This window comes from Halomonas litopenaei (genome assembly GCF_017303055.1).
Lineage (GTDB): Bacteria > Pseudomonadota > Gammaproteobacteria > Pseudomonadales > Halomonadaceae > Halomonas > Halomonas litopenaei_A.
Genome location: NZ_JAEKJT010000013.1, coordinates 1 through 24,068, shown reverse-complemented (window position 1 = coordinate 24,068; position 24,068 = coordinate 1). Strand labels below are relative to the sequence as shown.

Annotated in this window: 20 protein-coding genes; 12 read left to right on the top strand and 8 right to left on the bottom strand. The window is 60.6% G+C overall.

What is annotated here, in order from left to right:
- Nucleotides 1–222 precede the first annotated feature (222 nt).
- Nucleotides 223–1,068 (bottom strand): tryptophan synthase subunit alpha, encoded by an 846-nt coding sequence (trpA, locus tag JF545_RS19620; protein ID WP_242520978.1) that lies wholly within the window; start codon nucleotides 1,066–1,068, stop codon nucleotides 223–225.
- A 27-nt stretch (nucleotides 1,069–1,095) separates the two neighbouring features.
- Nucleotides 1,096–2,343: a tryptophan synthase subunit beta gene (trpB, locus tag JF545_RS19615; protein WP_206944846.1), complete on the bottom strand. Its 1,248-nt coding sequence runs from the start codon at nucleotides 2,341–2,343 to the stop codon at nucleotides 1,096–1,098.
- A gap of 144 nt (nucleotides 2,344–2,487) precedes the next feature.
- On the opposite strand from trpB, the gene JF545_RS19610 reads away from it, so the two are divergent.
- The 5 genes from JF545_RS19610 (at nucleotide 2,488) to JF545_RS19590 (ending at nucleotide 9,631) form a co-directional block, all read left to right on the top strand.
- Entirely contained in the window at nucleotides 2,488–3,435 is a 948-nt protein-coding gene (locus tag JF545_RS19610) for a LysR family transcriptional regulator (RefSeq protein WP_206944845.1), read from the top strand.
- A gap of 211 nt (nucleotides 3,436–3,646) precedes the next feature.
- Entirely contained in the window at nucleotides 3,647–4,144 is a 498-nt protein-coding gene (locus tag JF545_RS19605; protein WP_206944844.1) for a hypothetical protein, read from the top strand.
- 24 nt (nucleotides 4,145–4,168) lie between these two features.
- Entirely contained in the window at nucleotides 4,169–6,571 is a 2,403-nt protein-coding gene (locus tag JF545_RS19600; RefSeq protein WP_206944843.1) for an ATP-binding protein, read from the top strand.
- A gap of 336 nt (nucleotides 6,572–6,907) precedes the next feature.
- The gene (locus tag JF545_RS19595) at nucleotides 6,908–7,387 is read left to right on the top strand and encodes a molybdopterin-dependent oxidoreductase (RefSeq protein WP_206944842.1); all 480 of its coding nucleotides are present in this window, start codon (nucleotides 6,908–6,910) and stop codon (nucleotides 7,385–7,387) included.
- A gap of 6 nt (nucleotides 7,388–7,393) precedes the next feature.
- Entirely contained in the window at nucleotides 7,394–9,631 is a 2,238-nt protein-coding gene (locus JF545_RS19590; protein WP_206944841.1) for an ATP-binding protein, read from the top strand.
- A 108-nt stretch (nucleotides 9,632–9,739) separates the two neighbouring features.
- Here JF545_RS19590 and JF545_RS19585 read toward each other — a convergent pair whose 3' ends face one another.
- Entirely contained in the window at nucleotides 9,740–11,008 is a 1,269-nt protein-coding gene (locus tag JF545_RS19585) for a threonine ammonia-lyase (RefSeq protein ID WP_206944840.1), read from the bottom strand.
- Nucleotides 11,009–11,286: 278 nt separating this feature from the next.
- A complete protein-coding gene (locus tag JF545_RS19580; RefSeq protein WP_242520977.1) occupies nucleotides 11,287–11,973 on the bottom strand; it encodes a gamma-glutamylcyclotransferase in 687 nt (228 codons plus the stop codon).
- Nucleotides 11,974–12,241: 268 nt separating this feature from the next.
- On the opposite strand from JF545_RS19580, the gene JF545_RS19575 reads away from it, so the two are divergent.
- Nucleotides 12,242–12,682: a YtoQ family protein gene (locus JF545_RS19575; protein WP_206944839.1), complete on the top strand. Its 441-nt coding sequence runs from the start codon at nucleotides 12,242–12,244 to the stop codon at nucleotides 12,680–12,682.
- A 146-nt stretch (nucleotides 12,683–12,828) separates the two neighbouring features.
- Here JF545_RS19575 and trxA read toward each other — a convergent pair whose 3' ends face one another.
- Complete coding sequence (gene trxA / locus JF545_RS19570) at nucleotides 12,829–13,152, bottom strand: thioredoxin (protein ID WP_206944838.1); 324 nt, start codon at nucleotides 13,150–13,152, stop codon at nucleotides 12,829–12,831.
- Between the two features lie 365 nt (nucleotides 13,153–13,517).
- Here trxA and cysB point away from each other — a divergent pair, with 365 nt between their 5' ends.
- A complete protein-coding gene (gene cysB, locus JF545_RS19565; RefSeq protein WP_206944837.1) occupies nucleotides 13,518–14,489 on the top strand; it encodes an HTH-type transcriptional regulator CysB in 972 nt (323 codons plus the stop codon).
- 91 nt (nucleotides 14,490–14,580) lie between these two features.
- Here cysB and JF545_RS19560 read toward each other — a convergent pair whose 3' ends face one another.
- Together JF545_RS19560 and pabB are read right to left on the bottom strand one after the other, a co-directional pair.
- Nucleotides 14,581–15,324, bottom strand: a complete 744-nt coding sequence (locus JF545_RS19560; protein ID WP_206944836.1) for a phosphoadenylyl-sulfate reductase — start codon at nucleotides 15,322–15,324, stop codon at nucleotides 14,581–14,583.
- A gap of 134 nt (nucleotides 15,325–15,458) precedes the next feature.
- On the bottom strand, nucleotides 15,459–16,829 hold the full coding sequence (pabB, locus tag JF545_RS19555; protein ID WP_206944835.1) for an aminodeoxychorismate synthase component I: 1,371 nt from the start codon (nucleotides 16,827–16,829) through the stop codon (nucleotides 15,459–15,461).
- 220 nt (nucleotides 16,830–17,049) lie between these two features.
- Between pabB and JF545_RS19550 the strand changes: the two genes are divergently transcribed.
- From JF545_RS19550 to prpF, 5 genes are all read left to right on the top strand, one after another.
- On the top strand, nucleotides 17,050–17,787 hold the full coding sequence (locus JF545_RS19550) for a GntR family transcriptional regulator (protein WP_206944834.1): 738 nt from the start codon (nucleotides 17,050–17,052) through the stop codon (nucleotides 17,785–17,787).
- A 38-nt stretch (nucleotides 17,788–17,825) separates the two neighbouring features.
- Nucleotides 17,826–18,719: a methylisocitrate lyase gene (gene prpB, locus JF545_RS19545; protein WP_206944833.1), complete on the top strand. Its 894-nt coding sequence runs from the start codon at nucleotides 17,826–17,828 to the stop codon at nucleotides 18,717–18,719.
- Between the two features lie 103 nt (nucleotides 18,720–18,822).
- Complete coding sequence (prpC, locus tag JF545_RS19540) at nucleotides 18,823–19,950, top strand: bifunctional 2-methylcitrate synthase/citrate synthase (RefSeq protein ID WP_206944832.1); 1,128 nt, start codon at nucleotides 18,823–18,825, stop codon at nucleotides 19,948–19,950.
- Nucleotides 19,951–20,061: 111 nt separating this feature from the next.
- Complete coding sequence (gene acnD, locus JF545_RS19535; protein ID WP_206944831.1) at nucleotides 20,062–22,653, top strand: Fe/S-dependent 2-methylisocitrate dehydratase AcnD; 2,592 nt, start codon at nucleotides 20,062–20,064, stop codon at nucleotides 22,651–22,653.
- A 2-nt stretch (nucleotides 22,654–22,655) separates the two neighbouring features.
- Nucleotides 22,656–23,852, top strand: a complete 1,197-nt coding sequence (prpF, locus tag JF545_RS19530) for a 2-methylaconitate cis-trans isomerase PrpF (protein ID WP_206944830.1) — start codon at nucleotides 22,656–22,658, stop codon at nucleotides 23,850–23,852.
- Nucleotides 23,853–23,879: 27 nt separating this feature from the next.
- Here prpF and JF545_RS19525 read toward each other — a convergent pair.
- Nucleotides 23,880–24,068: hypothetical protein (locus tag JF545_RS19525; protein ID WP_206944829.1), on the bottom strand; the 189-nt coding region annotated here is incomplete at its 5' end.

Below are 24,068 nucleotides of genomic sequence, written 5' to 3'. Positions count from 1 at the left end.
CGGGATTCTACCATCGCTGACCCGTATTACGGGTTCGACTTAAGCATGAGAATGGCAGAAAGAATATCGCGGGAGCAGGCGTCAGGCAGAGGACTGGACGTCGATATCGCGGGTTTCTGGCAGGAATCGCCGTGATTGTTACTCTGGACCCATCATGGTGGAGGGCATAAAGACTCGACCACTCCGCGGGAGTGGTCGAGTGATACATGACAAGTGCTCGTGTTAGCGGGAGGGAGCGTGACCTGCCTGGGCCAGCGCGTTGGCAAGCTCGCGCGTCAGCTCCAGCACCGCCTGGGTGCCTGCCTGGGGTGTCTCTCCGCTGGCCTGGGCATCTATCAGAGCGGAGCCAACCACCACGCCATCGGCAAAGGCGCCAATCTCCTTGGCCTGGGCGGCGGTGCGAATGCCAAACCCGACGGCGACGGGAATGTCGCTGTGAGCACGGATGCGATCCAGTTCCTGCTTGACCCGCTCCGCACTGGGCGCTGCACCACCCGTCACGCCATTGCTGGAGACGTAGTAGAGAAAGCCTGACGTGTTGGCGAGCACGCTGGGTAAACGTTCGGCGTCGGTCGTCGGGGTGGCCAGACGAATAAAGTTCAGACCAGCCTTGGCGGCGGGCAGGCACAGCTCGTCATCGTGCTCCGGCGGCAGGTCCACCACGATAAGGCCATCGACCCCGGCGGCCTTGGCCTGATCGAGGAAGCGCTCAACGCCGCGAGCGTAGATGGGGTTGTAGTAGCCCATCAGTACCACCGGCGTGAGAGTGTCGACTCGGCGGAGTTCGCGCACCATCTCCAGGGTGCGGTCCATGGTCTGACCGCCCTCCAGCGCACGCCGAGTAGCGTGCTGAATGGCGGGGCCATCTGCCATGGGGTCGGTGAACGGCATGCCAAGTTCGATCACATCGGCCCCGGCCTCGCCCAGGCCCTTGAGGGTCGCGAGGCTGGTAGCGTAGTCGGGATCACCGGCGGCGATATAGGTCACCAGGGCGGCGCGGCCTTGCTGGCGGGTAGCGGCAAAGCGCTGGGCCAGGCGTCCTTGTGAAGTGGCTGGGGATGTCATCATGTCTCTCCTGAGGATAAGGGGCGCAGGTCAGACCGGGCCATTGGCGGTGTCGAGCCCTAACTCTTCAGCCAAGCATTGCGTCGCGGTGGTCATGTCCTTGTCGCCGCGACCGCTGAGGTTCACCACCATCAGGTGATCCTGGGGGAGGCCGGGCGCACGTTTGATCACTTCTGCCAGGGCATGGGACGACTCCAGCGCAGGAATGATGCCTTCCTTACGGCACAGCAAGGTGAACGCGTCCAGCGCCTCGCGGTCACTGGCGGCCACGTACTCGGCACGCTCAATGGCATGCAGCCACGCATGTTCGGGACCAATGCCGGGGTAGTCGAGGCCGGCGGAAATCGAGTGCGCATCGCTGATCTGTCCCTCCGCATCCTGCAGCAGGAAGGTGCGATTGCCATGCAGCACGCCTGAACGTCCGCCTTTCAGGCTGGCGGCGTGACGAGGAGTGTCGAGCCCCTCGCCAGCAGCCTCTACGCCAATCAATGCCACGTCCGGATCATCTAGGAAGGGATGAAACAGTCCCATGGCGTTGGAGCCGCCGCCGATGCAGGCCACCAGGGAGTCGGGCAAGCGTTGTTCCTTGTCGAACAGCTGCTCGCGAACCTCCTGGCCGATGACCGACTGGAAGTCACGCACCATGGCAGGATAGGGGTGAGGGCCTGCCACCGTGCCGATGATATAGAAGGTGGTATCGACGTGGGTGACCCAGTCTCGCAGGGCCTCGTTCATGGCATCCTTCAGGGTCCCATCGCCGGCGGTCACGGGAATCACCTTGGCGCCAAGCAGCTGCATGCGCTGTACATTGGGTTGCTGGCGGTGGATGTCGGTGCTGCCCATGTAGATGATGCACTCCATGCCGAAGCGTGCCGCCACGGTGGCGGTCGCTACACCGTGCATGCCTGCCCCGGTTTCGGCGATGATGCGACGCTTGCCCATGCGGCGTGCCAGTAGAATCTGGCCAAGGGCGTTGTTGATCTTGTGAGCGCCGGTATGCATCAAGTCCTCGCGCTTGAGGTAGATGCGTGCGCCACCCAGATGCTCGGTCAGACGTTCGGCAAAGTACAACGGACTCTTGCGGCCCACGTAGTCGGCAGAAAGCCGTGCCAGCTCGTCGGCGAACAGTGGATCTTTGCGAGCTGCTTCATATTCCCGCTGCAGGTCAAGAATCAACGGCATCAGTGTCTCGGCGACAAAGCGTCCCCCGAAGTCACCAAAGAACCCTCTTGAGTCGGGCCCCTGGCGGAGGCTCTGTGTCGTGTCGTGTTGGCTCATCGGAAGCTCCAAAGCTGTCGCGGCGCGACCAGCGCCATGGGTGTCGAGGCCAAGAATAACCGCTGACGGACACCTGAAAAATCGATATCGTTGCACTAATCTGTGAGAAAAATTCACATATTTAGCCGTGGCTGGAGGCGCATCATGACAGATCAGGGACGCCGGGGAGCGCCCGTCACCTTGGCAGGGGACAGGCTGCCGTCAATGCGAGCGCTGAGAGCTCTGGAGGCGGTAGCGGAACTGGGCAGCGTGTCCCGGGCCGCGACCGCGTTGCACCTTACCCACGGGGCCGTGAGCCGTCAGATCAAGGGGCTTGAGCAGCAGCTGGGCGTGCACCTGCTGGAAAGGGAGGGCAGAGGAGTGCGCCTGACCGAGGCGGGTCAGGAGCTCGCCGATGCCATCGGCTTCCATCTAGGAGCGTTAGCCAGAGTGTGCAGTGACGTGTCGCAGCGGGGACAGGGGCGCCCCTTTGTGCTGAACTGTCCCGGCTCATTTCTGGCTCGCTGGTTTATCCCGCGCCTGGCGGCGCTGAAGACGGCGCTTCCGACGCTGGAACTGCACCTGAGTGCCAGTGAAGAAGGGGAAGGTGTGCCGCCAGGAGCGGACGGTGTGCTGCGGTTCCAGCGCCTGCCCGATAGCCCCGACGAGCGTGCGCTTATTCGAGTGCTGGGGAAGGAGCGTATCGGCCCTGTCCACAGCCCGCATTATCAGGTCGCGTCCACTCAAGGGGCGGGCCGGCGGCAGCCGCAAGAGCTCCTGGGGCATCCTTTGCTGCATACTCGCTCGCGGCCGTCAGCCTGGAGTGACTGGTGTTCCCAGCAGGGGATGAGCGTTGAAGGCCTCTCCATGGGACAGGGCTTCGAGCATCTTACCTATATGCTCGAGGCGACACTGGTGGGGCTGGGCGTGGGCATCTCCCCGGACTATCTGGTGGAAGACGACGTGCGTGCTGGGCGTTTGCTTGCTCCTTGGGGGTTCGTGACCACGGAGGCCTGTCTGACCCTGCATTTGGCCTCCGGGGCGCACGGCCCGCGTCATCCTCATGCCAATGATCTGGCGGACTGGTTGGCGGCTGAACTTGGCCGATCATAAGGCGCCGCTGGTGCCATGGCAGAGGGCAAGGTGGGCATGTCGTCGGGCCATAGAGCATTGGTGGGAGGCATGGGAGCCCTTGCGTTTCATCACGTGACGAATTGTGTCCTATGATTTACTATTTTAACATTCGGTACGGCTGAATCAGCATACAAGCGAAGACGATAAGCCGGAAACGCCTCCGAGCATCGAGCTCGGCAAAGGGGGAAATGTGCGATATCGCTGGCATTTTGCGGTTCTTGGGCTGACCTTGGTGTCTTCCCTGGCGATGGCGCTTGAGCGGCCTGCTGGCAAACCCTTGCTGAAGGTATCCGGCGATATTGGTATCACCAACGTGGGTGATCAGGCATGGTTTGATCGCGATATGCTACTTGCGCTGGATCAAGGGCGCATCAGCACCCACCTTCCCTGGTACGACGGAGCATCGGTCTACGACGGTCCACTGCTGATGGCCTTGCTGGAGGCAGTAGATGCTCGCGGCATGGAACTGCGGGTTGCGGCACTGAATGATTTTGCGGCGACCATTCCCGTGGAAGACGCGAGAGATTTCGGCATTGTCCTGGCGATGTCTCGCGATGGCAATGTGCTCGAGGTGCGCCATCAAGGCCCTCTGTTTGTCATCTATCCCTTTGATGAGCGGCCCCATCTCTATAACGCGGTGTATCTGACGCGCTCGGTCTGGCAAGTGGAGTCCATCGATGTGCGTTGACGTCTTGCGGCCCAGGGTCCGGACATGCTGAGTTTGCCCTATCGCTCGCGGGTAGCCGCGACGGCCACCGTGATGTTCTTCGTGGCCGCGTTGGTCGCGGGTGGTTTGACCTTTGATCGTCAGCAGGAACTTCAGCATCGAATTCTGGATACTGTCACCTGGAATCTGTATCAATTCGATCGCATGGTGCGAGAAATGCGCATCCTTGTGGCCGAAGCGCCGGCTGATGCCATAGATGAGCTGGCGCTGGACTTCGAGATTCTGCAGGGGCGCAATGACCTGTTACGACAAGGGCAAACCCGCGCCTTCCTGCGTCAGACCCAGGCCTCCCAAGCGCTTTATCTGCAGAGTGAACAGCTGATTGACGAGCTGGCTGTGCGGGTGGGGGATCTCGTGGCCGGGGCGCCGCTGGATAAAACGGCAAGAGCGTCACTGCGGCAGACACTGACGCAGCTGCAGGCCTCAAGTCTCGACATGTTGCTGCAGCATAAGGCTAGCGTGGCTGACATTCGCACCCGTGATACGCAGTCGTTACTGCGCCTCTATGGGGTGGTGCTGGCCTGTATCGTGTTGATCATGGGAGCTGGCACCGTATTGGTACTGGCTCTGATGCGTGAAGGGCGTGCGCACACGCTCAAGGCTGAGCTGTTGCAAGCGCAGTCTCGCGCATTGAAGGATGCGGTGGAGAGAGCCGAGAGCGCAAGCCGCGCCAAGACCGACTTCATGGCGATCATGAGTCACGAGATGCGCACGCCGTTGAGCGGCGTCATGGGTATGGCTGACCTTTTGCGGGACGAAACCCTGAGTGAGCAGGGCAAGCGCCATATCGAGGGCCTCGAGGCCAGTGCGACCGGTCTGAAAAGCGTTATCAACGATGTGCTTGATTTCACTCGTCTGGAAAGCGGGCGCATCGATGTGGAGCAGGAACCCTTTGCCCTGCGGGGAATGCTCGAGCAGGCGACGCTTGGGTATCGTTCACGCCATCAGAGCGACGTACAGTTCTTGATGCGACTGGCCCCTGACCTGCCGGATTGGGTACTTGGCGATCTGCATCGGCTGCGCCAGGTCCTGCAGAACCTGCTCAACAATGCGTTCAAGTTCACGCGCCAGGGCTTCGTGATGCTGCGCGTCAGCCGCGCTCAGGATGAGAGAATTTCGTTTGTGGTCTATGACACGGGATGCGGTATCTCGAAGCAGGATGTGGATCGCGTCTTCGAGCCCTTCGAGCAGTCTGACTCGGTCATGGCCCGACGCCACGATGGTGCCGGCCTGGGGCTTCCCATCGCCCGTAATCTGGTCCGCGCCATGGGCGGAGACCTCAAGCTGGACAGCCAGTTGGGCAGTGGCTCCCGTTTCTGGTTCGAGCTGCCATTACCTGCCTGCGATGAAGCGGCGCTGGAGGAGACCACCCATAGCGCTGCGCTAGAGGCGTTGGCACCGCATCATGTCCTGGTGGTGGATGACAATCCGCTGAATAGCGAGCTGGTGGCCAGTATGCTGGCCCGGCTGGGGCAGTCCTGCGAGCGGGTCGCCAATGGCGAGGAAGCCCTGCAAGTCTTGGCAAAACGCGAGTTTGATCTGGTCTTGATGGACTTGCAGATGCCGGTAATGGATGGATGGGAGACGACCCGAAGGTGGCGTGACAAGGAACGCGCTGGGCGTGGTGTGGATGGCGATGAAGACTACCGTTTGCCGATCATTGCAGTGACGGCCAACGTGCTGCCAGAGCATCGCAGGGCAAGTTTGGAGGCGGGCATGGACGACTTGATCGGCAAGCCCTTCACGCGCCACGACCTTGCCTGCGTGCTGGAGCGCTATCCTTCACGGGTCTACCCCTCCCTGGATGGCAAGGGCGTTATCCAACAGGGTGTTGTTCACAAGCCCGCTGATGGTTCTTTCCAGAAAGCCGCTGGTGGCTCTTTTCACAACCCCGCTGATGGTTCTTTCCACAAACCCGCTGATGGCTCTTTCCACAACCCCGCTGATGGCTCTTTCAATAACCCCGCTGATGGCTCTTTCTACAAACCCGCTGATGGCTCTTTCCACAACCCCGCTGATGGCTCTGTCGACCGCCCAGCAGTGATCGCCTCCACCACCCTTCAGGAGTTGCGTTCGATGGTCTCCGCGGATGCTTTGGAGCGCATGGTGCGTGGCTATCTCGCGCGCTTTCCGGCCCGCATCGCGCGTATGTCTCAAGCCCGTGAGGAAGGTGACCTGTCGGTGCTGGTGTCCGAGGCCAGCGAGTTACAGCATGCATCTCGTACCCTGGGATGTCTTGCGGTGGCCGAGGTTGCGCAGCGACTTCTGGACTGCGTTGGGGAGCAGCGGCTGGAGGCCGTCGCGTCCTTGATCCGCGAACTAGAGGAAATGGGTACCCAGACTGGCCTGGCCTGGCGCCAGGCAGGTGTGTTCGACAGCTTGCGCTAAACCCGTTCTGCCGCGTGCTTGACTGACTGACCCCCAGGGTTCTGCTCTCACCGTTGTTGCTTCGTCTGTGGCTGGCGCAGGCTCTGCGAATGGCGCACGGCTGTGTGATGGGGTCGCTGTCTCCCCATCTCATTGCCGATCTTGAGGACAGTTTACGCTCTTTCGCGGCCGTTGGTGCTGTGATCAGGGTTGACCCAGAGTTTCCCTTGAGGCAGCACTGGCAGTAGCATATTGCTGATACGGCACAGTTTCATAGGAAAGCTCGGTCTTCAGCGGAGAGATTTTATGCAGCGGCAGCAGGGATGGTGCAGCAAAGCAGTACAGACGTGGCGACTCATGGCTCTGGTGATGTTGCTGATGACGACAGGCCCTTCGCTGGCTCTGGAGTCTCCACAGGAGCGTGTCATTCTCACGCTTTCCGGTCAGCTTACGTCTCCCAACGTCGAAGACGAAGCCCACTTCGATGCTCGTATGCTGGAGTCCTTGCCGCAGCATGACGTGATCACCGGTAACCCTTGGATAGACGGTCAGTCGCGGTTCTCTGGTCCTCTCCTGCGCGATGTGCTCGATGCCGCTGGTGCTGAAGGCAGTGAGCTGCGTGTGATCGCGATCAAGGATTACGAGTCGCTGATTCCGATTGAAGATGCCGAGCAGCATGACGTCATTCTGGCCATGCGCCGTGATGGCGAGCCCATGCGCATTCGCGACAAGGGGCCGCTGTTCGTGATCTACCCTTTTGACGAAGAGCCTGACCTCAAGACGAACATCTACTTCAGTCGTTCTGTCTGGCAAGTCGCTCGAATCGAGGTGCGCTGATTGGCCATGCCCCAGCTTCTGCGCATCAAGGCGCCCGCCGTTGCCGCCATCGTCTTCATCGTTGCCGTGGTGATCACGGGCGGCTTGATCTATGACCGCAGTAACTCTCTTCACCACCGTGACATCGATACGGTCACCTGGACGCTCTACCAATATGATCGTGCGTTGAGGGATCTGCGGTTGGCGCTTTGGCAACGGGGCGATACGGAGTTGGATGAAACGTTGCTGGAGTTCGAGCTGCTCTACGGACGCTTCGTGTTCTTGCTCGAAGGACAGGCGGCGAACTTCCTGGCCAATCATGCAGCAGCAGGTGAACTGATTGGCGAGATAGAGGGCATCATGCAGTCCCTGGACGAGCGCTTTGCTGCGCTAGCCAATGGCCAGCTCGCCTATGATGAGGACCTGAGGCGATCGCTGAACAACCGCCTGGCAGACGCCCAGGAGTTAAGTCGTCAATTGATGTTACAGCATGGCCGAGTATCCGCCGAAGAACGTAGCAGGGATATGCATGTGCTGGATCAACTCTACGTCGCCATGCTGATTGCCGTGCTACTGTCCCTGTTGGCCGGCGGTGTACTGATCTGGGCACTGGTCAAGGAGGCACGCCAGCATCGGCAGAAGACGCAGTTGCTGGAAGCTCAGTCTGAGGCGTTGCGCGAAGCCTACCATCGCATGGAGGTGGCAAACCGTGCGAAGTCCGACTTCATGGCGATCATGAGTCATGAAGTACGCACGCCCCTGAACGGAGTGCTGGGAATGGCCGACCTGCTGTGCGATGAAGCCCTCAGTGAGCAGGGGCGTCGGCAAATTGAAGGGTTGCGGGACAGTGCTGCGGGACTGCGATCGGTCATTAACGATGTGTTGGACTATACCCGCATTGAGGCCGGTCACCTGGCCGTCGAGCGCCAGCCCTTCCAATTGCCCAGGATGCTCGACCAATTGGCCACGGGCTATCAAACCCAGAGTCGTAGCAATGTCCAGTTCCTGATGCGGGTCGCTCCTTCTCTTCCTGCCTGGGTGGACGGAGACGTACACCGACTTCGCCAAGTGTTGATGAACTTGCTCAACAATGCCTTCAAGTTTACCGAGAGTGGCTTCGTCATGCTGAGGGTTGCCGGCAAGGGCGATGACGTGTTGACGTTCATGGTCTACGACACCGGGTGTGGAATCGCCGAGGAAGATCAGCGGCGCATTTTCGAACCCTTCGAGCAGACAGACTCTGCATTGTCCCGGCGTCATGAAGGAGCGGGCTTGGGCTTGGCCATTTGCTCTCAGCTAGTGGCGGCCATGGGCGGCGAGCTCAAGGTGGAAAGCCAGCCAGGCTCGGGAAGCCGCTTCTGGTTTGATCTTCGTCTGCCGGTGGTGGAAGGAGTAGAAGAGGCGACCAGCCCCTCCTCACAGGCCTTGTCCTGCCGTCATATCCTGGTGGTCGAGGATAATGCTCTGAATCGAGAACTGGTGGTGGCGATGCTGTCGCGGCTGGGCCAGACCTGCGAGCTGGTGGGCAATGGCCAGCAGGCGTTGGAAGTGCTGATGCAGCGCAACTTCGATCTGGTGCTGATGGATATGCAGATGCCGGTGATGGACGGGCTGGAAACCACTCGCCGCTGGCGAGCCCACGAGCAGGCAATGGCTGATCAGGGCCACCGGGTCAGGCGACTGCCGGTTATTGCCGTCACCGCCAATGTGATGCCCGAGCACCATCGTGCCTGTCTGGATGCAGGGATGGATGATGTCATCGGGAAACCGTTCTCGCGAAGAGAGCTGGCCGAGATGTTGCGTCAGTATGTTCAACGAGACGCGCTGATAGTGAAGTCTGCCGCAGTAGCGGCAGACGGCGAAGAGGTGGCTCCGACGGTCGTGGCCCCGATGCTGGAAACCCAGATCAGTGTGGACGAGACCTTGCTGTCGGGAGACACCGTCGAGGAGCTGCGTCAGGTGCTCTCACCGCAGGCCCTCAGTCGCATGATCGCCAGCTATCTGCAGCGCTATCCGGCGCGACTGGGTGAGATGCGTGATGCACTGTCGCAGCATGACCACGGGCAGCTTGCGCAGCTGGCCCACGATATCAAGGGGATTTCGGCCTCGTTAGGCTGTCAGGCCGTCGAGGCTCAGGCTGCCCGCGTGGAACAACTCGCCCAGGAGAGACAAGTGACAGAGCTTGGTACTCAGCTGAATGTCCTGGCTCAGTTGGGGCCTGCGACAGGCAATGCACTGCGCTCCGCGGGGCTGTTGCGAGAATGATGCTGGCAGAGGGATGTCAGGGGTGCCCCAGTGGCAATTCACCTGGCGATTCACTTCGTGATACCACTGGGGCCATGCGAGTGACTTAGCACTCGCAGTGCTCTGTGCTCAGCGCTGGGATGTCCCCTTTGACTCGTCAGCGCTGGCGTAGCGTTCATCGGGGTGGACTTCGTTGGCGGGCATCACCGGGTCGTAGCCTTCGCGGCGAAGCGCTGCCAGGACGTCGCGGGTGTGCTCACTGCCGAGGGTTTCCAGGGTGGCCTCGACTTCTGTCGCTCGCAGTGAAAGGTCGGTAAAGGTGCGCTGGTGGGTGATGCTGATGACATTGGCGCGCTGCTCAGCCAGCAGCTGCGTGAGCTCGGACAAGGAGCCCGGGACATCCGAGATGCCGACGCGCACGCGCACGATCCGGCCTGACCTGACCAGTCCTCGCTGAATCACGGACGATAGCGCCTGCATGTCGATATTGCCGCCGCACAGTACCAGTCCTACCTTGCGACCACGGAAGCGCTCGGGTTGGCTCAGCACCGCGGCAAGTCCTGCGGCACCAGCGCCTTCAGCCACCGTCTTCTCGATTTCCAGCAGCATCAGGATAGCGCGCTCGATATCCGCTTCATCGACCATCAGGATGTCACCGACGTGCTGGCGGATCAGTTCCCGCGTGATCTGGCCGGGCTGCTTCACCGCAATGCCTTCTGCAATGGTGGCACGCCCGCAGTGAATCGGCTCGCCGGCCAGGGCTTGCTGCATGGCAGGAAACCGTGCGGTCTGCACGCCAAGAAGATCGATGGAGGGGTTAAGTCCCTTGGCCGCGACGGCGTTGCCTGCCATAAGCCCGCCACCGCCGATGGGAATGACCAGCGCCTCGAGCGATGGCTCGTCCTCCAGCATTTCGAGTGCGATAGTGCCCTGGCCTGAAATCACCTTCTCATCGTCGTAGGGATGGACGAAGACGTAGTCATGTTCGGCGGCCAGGCGCGCCGCGTAGGCACCTGCCTCGTCAACGCCATCTCCCTGCAGATGGACCTCGGCCCCCAGAGCACGGGTGTTGCTGACCTTCAGATTTGGGGTGTGACGCGGCATGACGATGACGGCGTGGATGCCCAGCCGCGAAGCGTGATAAGCCACGGCCTGGGCATGATTGCCGGCTGACATGGCGATGACGCCACGTTTGCGCTCCGCTTCGGTCAGGGCGAGCAGGTGGTTGAGCGCACCCCGCTCCTTGAAGGCAGCGGTGAACTGGTGATTCTCGAACTTGATATACAGCTCGCAACCGGTCAGGCGCGACAGGGTGGCAGAGTGCAGCAACGGGGTGCGCACGATGTGGCTACTAATGGCGTCAGCGGCGTGTCTGACGTCTTCAAGAGTGACGCTCATCTGGGGTCTCCAGCGAGTAAAGGGCAGAAGCGACCTGTCGGCTGACAGGGCTCGGGCTGCCGTAAAGCGCAGTGTCGGTCAGATCACCGCGAGCGGTCCATGCGGTCAAGGCACGGTGTACTGCCAACGATCATCGAAAGAAGCCATGTAAGACAGGTCATCGAAGACAGTTAAGCGGCATCCGATCAGCGATAACAGGTCAAGACCTACGCTTCGAGAGCAGTTTTTCGAGAACGGTTTTCGGAGAACAGTGTGCTGAGAACAGGGCAGGGCGGCGCTCACTCAAGACAAGACGACTGAGGGGCCGCCTGGCGCATTCGCTGGCGTAACCGCTGTGCCAGTTGGAAGACGTGGGCATCGTCGCCGCCAAGGCCGCTCAGCGCATCCGCAAGGTTCAGCAGATAATCGCTGTTGGGGCCGCTGGGTCCGTGGGATCGGGCGATCTGCTGGACGATGTGATCGACCGGTGCGTCACCAAGGTATGCCGGGTTGTCACTACTGGCGATATACACCAAGCCCGTTGCTGTCTGAGGTGTGGCCGAGACCTGGTGCTGGTTCCGGGGCTGATCGCCATTCGTCCCATGGTCGACGAAGTGCAGGGTGACACTGGCTCGCAGATAGCCATTCTTCTCGCGCAAATCCAGTGGGCTGAGCGCTTCGGGGCCGATCAGGTAGGCCATGCCCAGGCATGATGCGCCTTCCTCACGCACCAGGGTGGCGACCCTCCCGGGCGCGTCTGGTGTCCCCCGATGATCGTGGGATCCTTGCCAGAAGCGTCGGCTGTAGCCATGAATGAGGGCGGGACGACGCTTGCGATAGGCGATGTCGGCCTTCCAGATGAGCGAACCGTAGCCAAACAGCCAGAAGGTGTCCTGGCTGGCGAAGTGGCCCTGACGACGATTGATCTCGCGCGTATCTGCCGAGGACATCGGTGCTGCGTTGTCAGTGGGGTCCGTGTCTTGCATCTAGGTTCCTTGTCGCCGTCTCTCATCGGTGCTGGCCATGAAGAAGGCAGTGTCAGCGGTCGGCACGTGGTTGTGTGGTTCCGACCACCAGGTATCATGGCTGAGCCAGAGGGCGCTCCATGTCCCGTCATCACCACCCGAATAAAATTAACAGCTGGCCGGCTCAGAGAGAAGAGGGGTTGCGCCGTGCCCGCGAGGCCTGCCTCGGATGAGACGGTGAGTGTGCTTCTTGAAACAGCCGGTCTAACCCTACAAAGGAAACGATGCAATGAGCTTTACCGTCTACCTGTCTGGAGAGATACATACCGATTGGCGTGAGGAGATCAAGCAGGGCGCCCGGGAGGCGGGGCTCGACGTCGTCTTCACCCAGCCGGTGACCGACCATGATGCCAGTGATGCAGCTGGTGATATGCTCGGCGTGCCCGGGGAGGGCTTTTGGCGGGACCATCAGTCATCGCGGGTCAATGCGATTCGCACCAGAACCCTGATCGGCGAGAGCGACCTGGTCATCGTGCGCTTTGGTGACAAGTACAAGCAATGGAATGCGGCCTTCGACGCGGGGTACTGTGCGGCGCTTGGCAAACCCTATGTCACCCTGCACGCAGAAGAGATCGTGCACCCTCTCAAGGAGGTCGACGCTGACGCTCAGGCTTGGGCGACCAGCACTGATCAGGTGGTGGAGATCCTGCGCTACGTGCTGCGCAAGTAAGCGCGCGAGTGGCCTGGCAGCATGCCGAGATGAAGGCCTAAAAGCATCGAACCCGACGCCTGTTCACAGGCGTCGGGTTCGATGTGTCAGCACTGACTCGTCTTATGCAGGCGGTGCCGTGCCGAGCGCTCGTCAGGTCGTGCTGCTCAGGCGTTCTGTTCGATGAACTGGGTCAGCTGAGACTTCGACTGAGCGCCCACCAAGGAAGCAACCTTGGCGCCTGACTTGAACAGCATGACGGTGGGCACACCGCGCACGCCCTGCTCGGCGGCGATCTCAGGGGCGTCGTCCACATTGATGCTGACCACCTTGAGGGCGCCGTCACGCTCTTCGGCGACTTCATCGACCACCGGTGCCATCACCTTGCACGGACCGCACCAGGGAGCCCAGAACTTCAGCAATACCGGGGAATCGGCCTGCAGAACTTCCTGCTCGAAGTTGGCATTGGTGACATCGACATTGTTAGCCATGTGTTTCTCCATATATGTTGCGCTTCATCGAGCGGAATGGGGGACATGTCCGCCATGTCCGGTGGCACGATGGTAGCGGTCGGCCAATACGCTGGCAAATATTGGGTCGATAGTTTCTTAGTCAGCTTACGAACCGCTGCAATCGATCTCATTATGCTATAAAGTAATCACCGCAGGGTTCTTTATGGCGCTTTGGCATGTGCCGGGCGGCGGTGGCCCCTCTTACGAACGAGTCCGTTGCCATGGCAACTATTGTACGTAAAAGGCATTTACGCCATGCCGAACATGGCTGATACCTCCATTGAGCGCCTTGCCGCATCTCTCTTGCACCAATCCGACGACTTCGGACGAGGTAAGCTCCGGCCATGAAATTACAGCAGCTGCGCTACATCTGGGAGGTTTCCCGCCACAACCTCAATGTATCGGCGACCGCCCAGAGTCTGTTCACCTCCCAGCCAGGGATCTCGAAGCAGATCCGCCTGCTCGAGGACGAGCTGGGGGTGGAAATTTTCGCGCGCAGTGGCAAGCACCTTACCCGAGTCACCCCGGCTGGCGAAGCGATCATCGAGCTGGCCGGTCAGGTGCTGCGGTTGACGGCCAATATCAAGGATGTGGCTCAGGAACATTCGGATGAGCGACGTGGAAGCCTGGCCATTGCCACTACGCACACCCAAGCCCGGTATTGTCTGCCTCCCGTGATTCAGTCGTTCACCCAGCGATATCCTGACGTGGCCTTGCACATGCAGCAGGGGACGCCCAAGCAGATCGCTCAGATGGTGAGTGAAGGGCAGTCGGACTTTGCCATCGCCACCGAATCCCTTGAACTCTTCAATGATCTGGTGCTGTTGCCCTGCTACCGCTGGAATCGCTGTGTGCTGGTGCCGCGCGATCATCCGTTGGCGGGGGTAGAGCGACTGGGCCTGGATGAGCTGGCCGAACACCCCCTGGTGACCTACGTTTTTGGCTTTACCGGTCGGTCTCAGCTCGACGATGCCTTCAGGGCTCGGGGCCTGTCGCCCAATGTGGTGCTGACGGCCGCTGATGCCGATGTGATCAAGACCTATGTGCGGCTTGGCCTCGGCGTGGGCATCGTGGCGCACATGGCGGTGGATGAAGAGCTGGATCATGATCTGGTGGCGCTGGATGCCAGCCATCTGTTCGACAGTTCCACCACCAAGATCGGCATTCGTCGAGGAACCTTCATGCGTGGCTACATGTATGACTTCCTGAAACAGTTTGCCGATCACCTTGATCGAGATCTGGTGGATGCGGCGCTTGCGGCAGGGCCCCGGCATGAGCACACCCTGTTCGAGGGTATCGAGCTGCCAGTACGCTGAGGTAAGCAGCAGAAGCGTAGCCGCAGGACACCAAAAAGCGCCCGGAAGGGCGCTTTTTTTGATTCAGCTCGACGCTCGTGCCGGTGGACGCTTAATCCTTGGCGGCCACCGGAGGCAGGTTGAGGACGTGCAGGCCGCACTCCTTACCGCCCTGGTCTTCCCACCACCAGCGCCCTTCACGTTCGTGCTGACCGGGAAGGATGGGCCTGGTGCAGGGTGCGCAACCAATGCTGACGTAGCCCTGCTCATGCAGACGGTTGTACGGCACATCGAATGAGCGGATGTAGTTCCAGACGTCTTCACTGGACCAGTGGGTCAATGGATTGATCTTGTACAGCGGTGATGACTCACTGCCGAAGGTGGTGTCGCGTTCGGCGATCTGCAGCTGGGAGCGGGTGCCTGGGCTTTGATCGCGACGCTGCCCGGTGACCCAGACGGGGAGTCCGGCCAGGCGTTCACGCAATGGCGCTACCTTGCGAATACCGCAGCACTGCTGGTGGCCATCCTGATAGAAGCTGAACAGGCCCTTCTCGCGAACCAGGTCCTGAACTGCCTGCTGATCAGGAAAGCGGATGTCTATCTCGATGGCGTAGTGCTCGCGCACCCGCTCGATAAACTCGTAGGTTTCCGCATGCAGCCGTCCGGTATCCAGGCAGAAGACGTGCACCTTATCCTTGGGCGCTACCTTGAGGGCCAGGTCGATCAGTACCACGTCTTCGGCACCGGAGAAGGAGACTGTCAGCTGGCCGAAGGCCTCATAGGCGGCTTTCAGGATGTTCTTGGGCGTCGCCTGGTCATGTTCCAGGACGAAGGCATTGGGGTCAAAGGGCGTCACGGCGACCTCCAGTGTGTGTTTTGCCGCTACCCTACCAAAAGGCGCTAGTCCGGCCCCAATATCGATTGGTTCGGTTCTTATATAGCGTTTATCGATTAGCGATAAGGGTTCTTATTCCCATTGGTTTGGGCGGGTCAGTCCTGATGGCTGCTATCTCCCAGGGCTGACATCAGGTGGCGAATCTTGTCTCGGGTCTCAGTGTACTCAGCGTCTGCCTCGGAATCGGCCACTAAACCACCGCCTCCCCAGATATGCAGGTGCTTGTCATCGGCCACCACCGTGCGAATCGCGATGGACGTATCCATATGGCCACGAACATCGACATAGCCGAGGCTGCCGCAGTAGGCACTGCGTCTGTCTGGCTCCAGTTCGTCGATGATCTGCATGGCGCGAATCTTGGGCGCCCCGGTGATGGATCCCCCAGGGAACGCTGCCTCCATCAGGGTCAGCGGTGGCGTGTGTGGCGGCAGCTTTCCACTCACGATGCTGACCAGGTGATGCACGTTGGCGTAGCTTTCCAGACCGCACAGCTGGGGAACGTTCACACTGCCGGTTTCGCAGACTCGCCCCAGGTCATTGCGTAGCAGGTCCACGATCATGACGTTCTCGGCTTGGTCCTTGACGCTTTGCCGTAGTTCTTCAGCGAGGGCCAAGTCTTCGGCCGGCGACTGTCCACGAGGACGAGTGCCCTTGATGGGCCGTGCTTCCACAGTGCCTTCCCGGCATTCGATAAAGCGCTCTGGAGACACCGACAGGAGACCTTGTTCAGCGTGACGGCCTTGCCACGACATGAATCCGGAAAAGGGCGTTGGGGTCGCCGCTCGAAGGCGCCGGTAGGCTCCCCATAGATCGCCCTGGTAGCGTGCCGAGTAGCGCTGGGCAAGATTGATCTGGTAGCAGTCTCCTGCCCGAATGTAGTGCTGAACACGCTCAAAGCGGTCGCGGTAGGACGCTTCGTCGAGGTTGGAGGTGAAGCGGGATGTCAGTGTGAAGTGACTGTCTTCGGCAGGCTCGAGCAGCCAGGCGAGGACCTGCTGACGTCGCGCCGCGTCGGCAACGAGATAGCTGCGTTGTTGCTCGTGGTCCTGAATCAGGGCCCAGTCGTAAAGGCCCAGTCGTGCCAGGGGAAGTCGGGTGCTCGCGCGTGCCGGGCCTTTGACTCCGGCGATAAGACGACCCAGGTCATAGCTCCAATAGCCGATCAAGCCTCCGAGAAAGGGCAGCTCGGAGACCAGGTCTGTCTTCGGCAATCGGTTCAGCAGGCGTTGCTGAGCGGCGAAGGGAGAGCCCGTCACAAGGTTGCCTTCCGCATCCCACGCCTTGCCCAGCGGATCGATCTCCAGTTGATCGAGCGGATCACTGGTCAAGATATCGAACCTCCCGCCGGGAGCCTTAGGCCTGCCGCTGTCCAGCAGCACAGCACCAGGTCTCGCGCGGAGTGACTCGAAATAGCCGAGTGGCGTGGGCTGATAGGGCATTGGCGTGATGTCTAGCTGGGCGTTCATGCGGGGCCTCGGGTAGTGCAGGCTGCGTATTCTACGGCCAACGCAAACACTTGTCGTTGTTGCCGCGGGCGTTGCCTCAACGCTGCATTTGTCACCGTGCTGACACCTTGGGTTGTATTGTCTACAACCAATGGCTAAGGTTGTGGTCCTTGCCGGGCATTGACCCAGTCTTTGGCCTGTCTTACATTCCTGTTATCCATTTATTGTCGACAATCAAGCCATGACCAGCGCTGAACACGAGATAGTGGTACCCCCCGAAGTCAGGACCCTGGCAGAGCGTGTTTTCCACCAGCTGCAGGACGCCATCGTCCGTGGTGAGCTGGCGCCTGGCAGCAAGATCACCGAGCCGGGCCTGTCGAAGGCCTATGGCATATCCCGTGGCCCACTGCGAGAAGCCATGCGCCGCCTTGAAGCGCACCGCTTGATCGAGCGCGTGCCCCACGTCGGGGCGCGGGTGGTCAAGCTGTCGATGAAGGAGCTGATGGAGCTTTTCGATGTACGCGAGGCGCTCGAGAGCATGGCGGCGAGAATCGCGGCCGAGCACATGACGGCCAGCGAGATAGCCGGGCTGAGAGAGGTCCTGGCCGTGCACGAGAAACAGGCGGACCTGGCCAGCGGTGAAGCCTATTACCAGCGCGAGGGCGATCTGGATTTTCACTACCGCATCGTGCTCGGTAGCCACAATCGGATGCTCATGGCGTTGCTGTGTGATGACCTCTACTACCTGGTGCGCATGTATCGCACTCAGTTCAGTGCCAGCGGTGCCAGACCGCAGAAGGCGTTTGTCGAACACCACCGTATCGTCGACGCCATTGAGGCAGGGGACGCCGAGCTTGCCGAGCTGCTGATGCGACGCCATGTCAGCGCTTCCCGCGAGAACGTCATGGCCCGCTATGCCGCCTCTCTCGAAGGCCGTGATGAGCCCGATGTGGTCATCGGTGCTGATCTCGGTAGCTGATGGCCTATTTTTCGACCCCACCATGATTGGAGACTTGCATGACATCCCCTAGCTCAATGACGCCGGGCGCTCGCTTCCGCGCAGCCCTTGCCGCCCATACGCCGTTACCCATCGTCGGCACCATCAATGCCTACACCGCGATGCTGGCCGAACGTGCAGGCCACCAGGCGATTTACCTGTCCGGCGGGGGGGTTGCCAATGCGTCCTTCGGTCTGCCTGATCTGGGCATGACCACCATGAATGATGTGGTGGAAGATGCCCACCGCATCTGCGGTGCCAGTGACCTGCCACTGCTGGTGGATATCGATACTGGCTGGGGTGGGGCCTTCAACATCGCGCGCACGGTCAAGGAAATGCAGCGTGCAGGCGTGGCGGCCGTGCATCTGGAAGACCAGGTGGCGCAGAAGCGCTGTGGCCACCGTCCCAACAAGGCCATCGTATCCCAGCAGGAGATGGTGGATCGCGTCAAGGCGGCGGCGGACGCCCGCATCGATCCGGATTTCTACTTGATCGCGCGTACCGATGCCTTTCAGAAAGAGGGGCTGGATGCTGCCATCGAGCGCGCCAATGCGTGCATCGAGGCTGGCGCTGACGCCATCTTCGCTGAAGCCGTGCATACCCTGGATGACTACCGCGCGTTTTGTGCTCGGGTTGATGCACCGATTCTCGCCAATATCACAGAGTTCGGAGCGACCCCGCTGTTCAGTCAGCAGGAGTTGGCCGAAGTGGGCTGTCGTCTGGTCCTGTATCCGCTTTCAGCCTTCCGGGCGATGAACGCAGCAGCGCTTCAGGTGTATCAGAGTATTCAAAGCAACGGCCATCAGCGCGATGTGGTGGACATGATGCAGACCCGTGAAGAGCTCTACGACGTGCTGGGCTACCACGAGTTCGAACGCAAGCTGGATGCGCTGTTCGCCGAGGGCAAGGACTGACATCACATCGGCTCGCCAGATGATGCGGTGACGCGCTTTCGCGCTCAATCACGCTTGATCATTTTTTATAACAACGTCCAACGATGACATAAGGAGCTACGCCATGGCTGACAAACCGATCGGAGGCGCTGGGTTGCGCGGTCAAAGTGCCGGTGCCACGGCATTGTGCACGGTGGGACAGAGTGGGTCGGGGCTGACCTATCGCGGCTACGATATCAAGGAGCTGGCAGACAAGGCCCGCTTCGAGGAGGTCGCTTACCTGCTGTTGAAGGGAAAGTTGCCCAACCAGCGTGAACTTGACGACTACATTGCCAAGCTCAAGAGCTTGCGGGGTCTGCCCGATGCCTTGAAGACCGTACTGGAGCAGATCCCGGCGGATGCCCACCCCATGGACGTCATGCGTACCGGCGCATCCATGCTCGGCAATCTCGAGACGGAAGCCGATTTCGGCCAGCAGCAGGATGTCGCCGACCGTCTGCTGGCGGCGCTGCCATCCATCATCTGCTACTGGTACCGCTTCAGCCATGATGGAGTGCGTATCGAGACCGAGACAGACGATGCGTCTATCGGCGGTCACTTCCTGCACTTGCTGCGCGATGCGCCCGCGTCAGAGCTGCATGCCAGAGTGATGAACGTCTCGCTGATCCTTTACGCAGAGCACGAGTTCAACGCCTCCACCTTTACTGCGCGGGTCTGTGCCTCGACCTTGTCCGACATGCACTCCTGCGTGACCGGGGCGATTGGTTCGTTGCGCGGTCCCTTGCATGGCGGTGCCAACGAGGCAGCCATGGCGATGATCGAGAACTGGCGGAGCCCGGAAGAGGCCGAGCAGGAAATCCTCGGCATGCTGGAGCGCAAGGAAAAGATCATGGGGTTCGGCCACGCCATCTACCGCGAGTCCGATCCCCGCAATGCCATCATCAAGGAGTGGTCCAAGAAGCTCTCGGAGGACGTGGGTGACAGCTTCCTGTATCCGGTGTCGGAGCGGGTTGAAGCGGTCATGTGGCGTGAGAAGAAGCTGTTCTGCAACGCCGATTTTTTCCATGCCAGCGCCTACCACTTCATGGACATTCCGACCAAGCTGTTTACACCGATCTTCGTGTGCTCGCGGGTGACCGGCTGGTGCGCTCACGTGTTTGAACAGCGTGACAATAACCGCATCATTCGTCCCAGCGCCGACTACACCGGGCCTGCACACTCTGACTGGGTGCCGATCGAGCAGCGCGATTGACGCAACACTCGCATATCGGCCAGCAGCGGCAGGCACTCTGCCTGCCGCTTCTTCTAACAACATGTGTCATCGAGCCGCATTCGATGGTGCAAGCGACCGTGAACTCCTGCCATGAATACCGATTTCCGAAAGCCGCTCCCCGGCACTGAGCTGGACTACTTTGACACCCGGGAAGCGGTGAATGCCATCGCCGACGGCGCCTATGAGCGTTTGCCTTACACCTCCCGAGTGCTGGCGGAAAACCTGGTCAGGCGCTGTCCTCCGGAGGATCTCAGGGCATCTCTGTCACAGCTCATCGAACGCAAGCGAGATCTGGACTTCCCCTGGTTCCCGGCGCGTGTCGTGTGTCATGACATCCTGGGACAGACTGCCCTGGTCGACCTGGCAGGGTTGCGCGACGCCATCGCCGAAAAGGGCGGTGACCCGGCGAAGGTCAACCCTGTGGTGCCGACCCAACTGATCGTCGATCACTCGCTGGCGGTGGAGCATCCGGGGTTCGAGGAGGGTGCCTTCGAAAAGAACCGCGCCGTCGAGGATCGGCGCAACGAGGACCGCTTCCACTTTATCAACTGGACCCGTGAAGCCTTCGAGAACGTCGACGTCATTCCCCCGGGCAACGGCATCATGCACCAGATCAATCTGGAGAAGATGTCGCCGGTGATTCAGGCGCGGGAGGGCGTTGCCTTCCCGGATACGCTGGTCGGCACCGACAGTCATACGCCCCATGTAGACGCACTGGGCGTCATTGCCGTCGGCGTGGGCGGCCTGGAGGCCGAGAGCGTGATGCTGGGTCGAGCCTCTTACATGCGTCTACCGGATATCGTCGGGGTAGAGCTTAGCGGCAAGCCACAGCCGGGTATCACGGCGACAGACATTGTGCTGGCCCTGACCGAATACCTGCGGTCGGAGCGGGTGGTATCCAGCTATCTGGAATTTTTCGGTGAAGGCGCCGCGCACCTGACCTTGGGTGACCGGGCTACGATCTCCAACATGACACCGGAATATGGTGCCACCGCGGCCATGTTCTACATCGATGACCAGACGCTGGACTATCTGAGGTTGACCGGACGGGAGCCTGAACAGGTCGCCCTGGTCGAAACCTATGCCAAGGAAGCGGGGCTGTGGGCGGACAGTCTGGTCGATGCCCAGTACGAACGCGTGCTGCACTTTGACCTGTCCACGGTCGAGCGCACTCTGGCCGGTCCGTCGAGTCCCCATAACCGGGTGTCCACCCGTGAGCTGGAAGCGCGGGGGATTGTGGCGCCCTATGAAGAGACGCCTGGCCAAATGCCGGATGGGGCGGTCATCATTGCCGCGATCACGAGCTGTACCAACACCTCGAACCCACGCAACGTGATCGCGGCGGGTCTGCTCGCCAAGCGCGCCAATGAGCTGGGCCTGACGCGTAAGCCATGGGTCAAGACATCGCTGGCGCCTGGATCCAAGGCCGTACAGCTCTATCTGGAAGAATCCAGTCTGCTGAGTGAGCTGGAGCAGCTTGGTTTCGGCATCGTCGGCTTTGCCTGTACCACCTGCAACGGCATGAGCGGTGCACTGGATCCCGAGATTCAGCGAGAAGTGGTCGAGCGTGACCTGTACGCAACGGCCGTGCTGTCAGGCAATCGTAACTTCGATGGCAGGATACATCCCTATGCCAAGCAGGCATTCCTTGCCTCGCCGCCTCTTGTGGTCGCCTACGCCATCGCGGGCAGTGTGCGCTTTGATATTGAAAAAGGCGTGCTGGGTCATGACCCCGAGGGCAACCCCATCACCCTGAAGGAGCTGTGGCCAGCGGATGAAGAGATCGACGCGATCATTGCCGAGAGCGTCAAGCCGGAACACTTCCGCGATGTCTACATTCCGATGTTCGACACCACGTTTGACAGGTCCAAGGAGATCAGCCCGCTGTATGACTGGCGTGAGATGAGTACCTACATTCGCCGTCCTCCTTATTGGGAAGGCGCGCTGGCAGCCGAGCGGTCCCTGACGGGGCTGAGGGCGCTTGCAGTATTGGGTGACAACATCACGACCGATCACCTGTCGCCGTCAAACGCCATCCTGCCGACCAGTGCCGCTGGCGAATACCTCGCCAAGATGGGCTTGCCGGAAGAAGACTTCAACTCCTATGCGACCCATCGAGGAGACCATCTCACCGCCCAGCGCGCGACCTTTGCCAACCCCAAGCTGGTAAACGAGATGGCGGTGGTAGACGGTGAGGTCAAGCAGGGATCGCTGACTCGGCTCGAGCCTGAAGGTGAGGTGATGCGGATGTGGGAAGCGATCGAGACCTACATGTCGAGAAAGCAGCCGCTGATCGTGATTGCTGGCGCCGACTATGGGCAGGGGTCCTCTCGAGACTGGGCAGCCAAAGGGGTGAGGCTGGCCGGCGTCGAGGTGATCGTGGCAGAAGGGTTCGAGCGTATTCACCGTACCAACTTGATCGGCATGGGAGTGCTCCCCCTGGAGTTCCTGCCGGGAACGACGCGCAAGACGCTGGGAATCGATGGCAGCGAGACCTTTGATGTCAGCGGTGATATCCAGCCCGGTGCCCGCTTGACGCTCAAGATTCAGCGAGGGAATGGAGAGGTCGAGGACGTTGCTGTCACCTGCCGCATCGATACCTTTGAAGAGCTGTCGATCTACAGTGCTGGCGGTGTCTTGCAGCGGTTTGCTCAGGATTTTCTTGAGTCGGAGGTAGCGTGACCATGGCGAACCTGCCGCAGCTTCGTATTCCCGCTGTTTACATGCGTGGTGGTACCAGCAAAGGAACGTTTTTCCGCCAGGACGACCTTCCTGAATCTGCACGTCGCCCTGGGCCAAGCCGAGACGCTTTGTTGATGCGGGTGGTGGGTAGCCCGGATCCCTACGGCAAGCACACTGATGGCATGGGGGGCGCCACCTCAAGCACCAGCAAGGTTGTCATCGTCAGTACCAGCGAATCACCAGATCACGACGTCGACTACCTGTTCGGCCAGGTGTCCATCGACAAGCCGTTCGTCGACTGGAGCGGCAATTGTGGCAACCTTTCGTCAGCCGTCGGCCCCTTCGCCATCGAGAGTGGAATGATTGCGCCCGAGCGCATTCCCCATGATGGTGAGGTCGAGGTGCGAATCTGGCAGGCCAACATCGGCAAGACGATCGTCTCCCGTGTGCCGGTGCGCAACGGCCGGGCACAGGAAACCGGCGAGTTCGTGCTGGACGGCGTCGCCTTTCCCGCCGCTGAGATTCACCTCGCCTTCAAGGATCCCGCCGATGGGGAGGGCAGCATGTTTCCCACGGGGCACGTCGTCGACGAGCTCAGCGTGCCCGACGATATCGTGGCCGGAGGGAGGATCGACGCTACCCTGATCAACGCAGGCATCCCGACGATCTTTGTCGATGCTGCGGATCTCGGTTACCGGGGAGACGAGCTCCAGGAAGACATCAATGAGGATCCTGCTGCGCTAGCCCGGCTTGAAGCGTTGCGTGCGCATGGTGCGCTCAAGATGGGGCTTATCAACCGGCTAGAGGACGCGGCAAGTCGCCAGCACACGCCTAAGCTTGCGTTCGTTGCCCCTCCCAGGAGCTACGCGGCGTCCAGCGGTAAGTCGATAGAGGCCGGCGATATCGACCTTCTGGTCAGGGCGATGTCGATGGGTAAGCTGCACCACGCCATGATGGGAACCGCTGCTGTCGCTATTGGTGTGGCTGCCGCCGTGCCTGGCACCTTGGTCAACCGCGCTGCCGGAGGCGGCAAGGAGCGAGTCTCGGTTGTCTTTGGTCATCCCTCCGGCACGCTGCGGGTAGGGGCAGGCGTCAGGCAGCAGGAGAATGAGTGGGTCGCCGAGGAGGCCACCATGAGTCGTAGCGCACGCATCCTGATGGAGGGTCTGGTGCGTGTGCCTCAGGACGGCATCGAGTAGGTTGTAGCGGCTAGTCTTCGCCTGCGTTCAGCCATCGTGAAGAAGGCTCGGACAGCGCCTGACATTTTTTAAAAATATCCCTTGCCAAGCCGGCAGTAGATCCGTAAAGTACGCATCCGCTGCCGGCGACGAGCAAACGTCACAGGCGGTGAAGAGTGGTAAAAGTAGTTGATTTGAAAAGGCTTTTTTAAGCTTCTCGGAAAAATCACTGCTTGA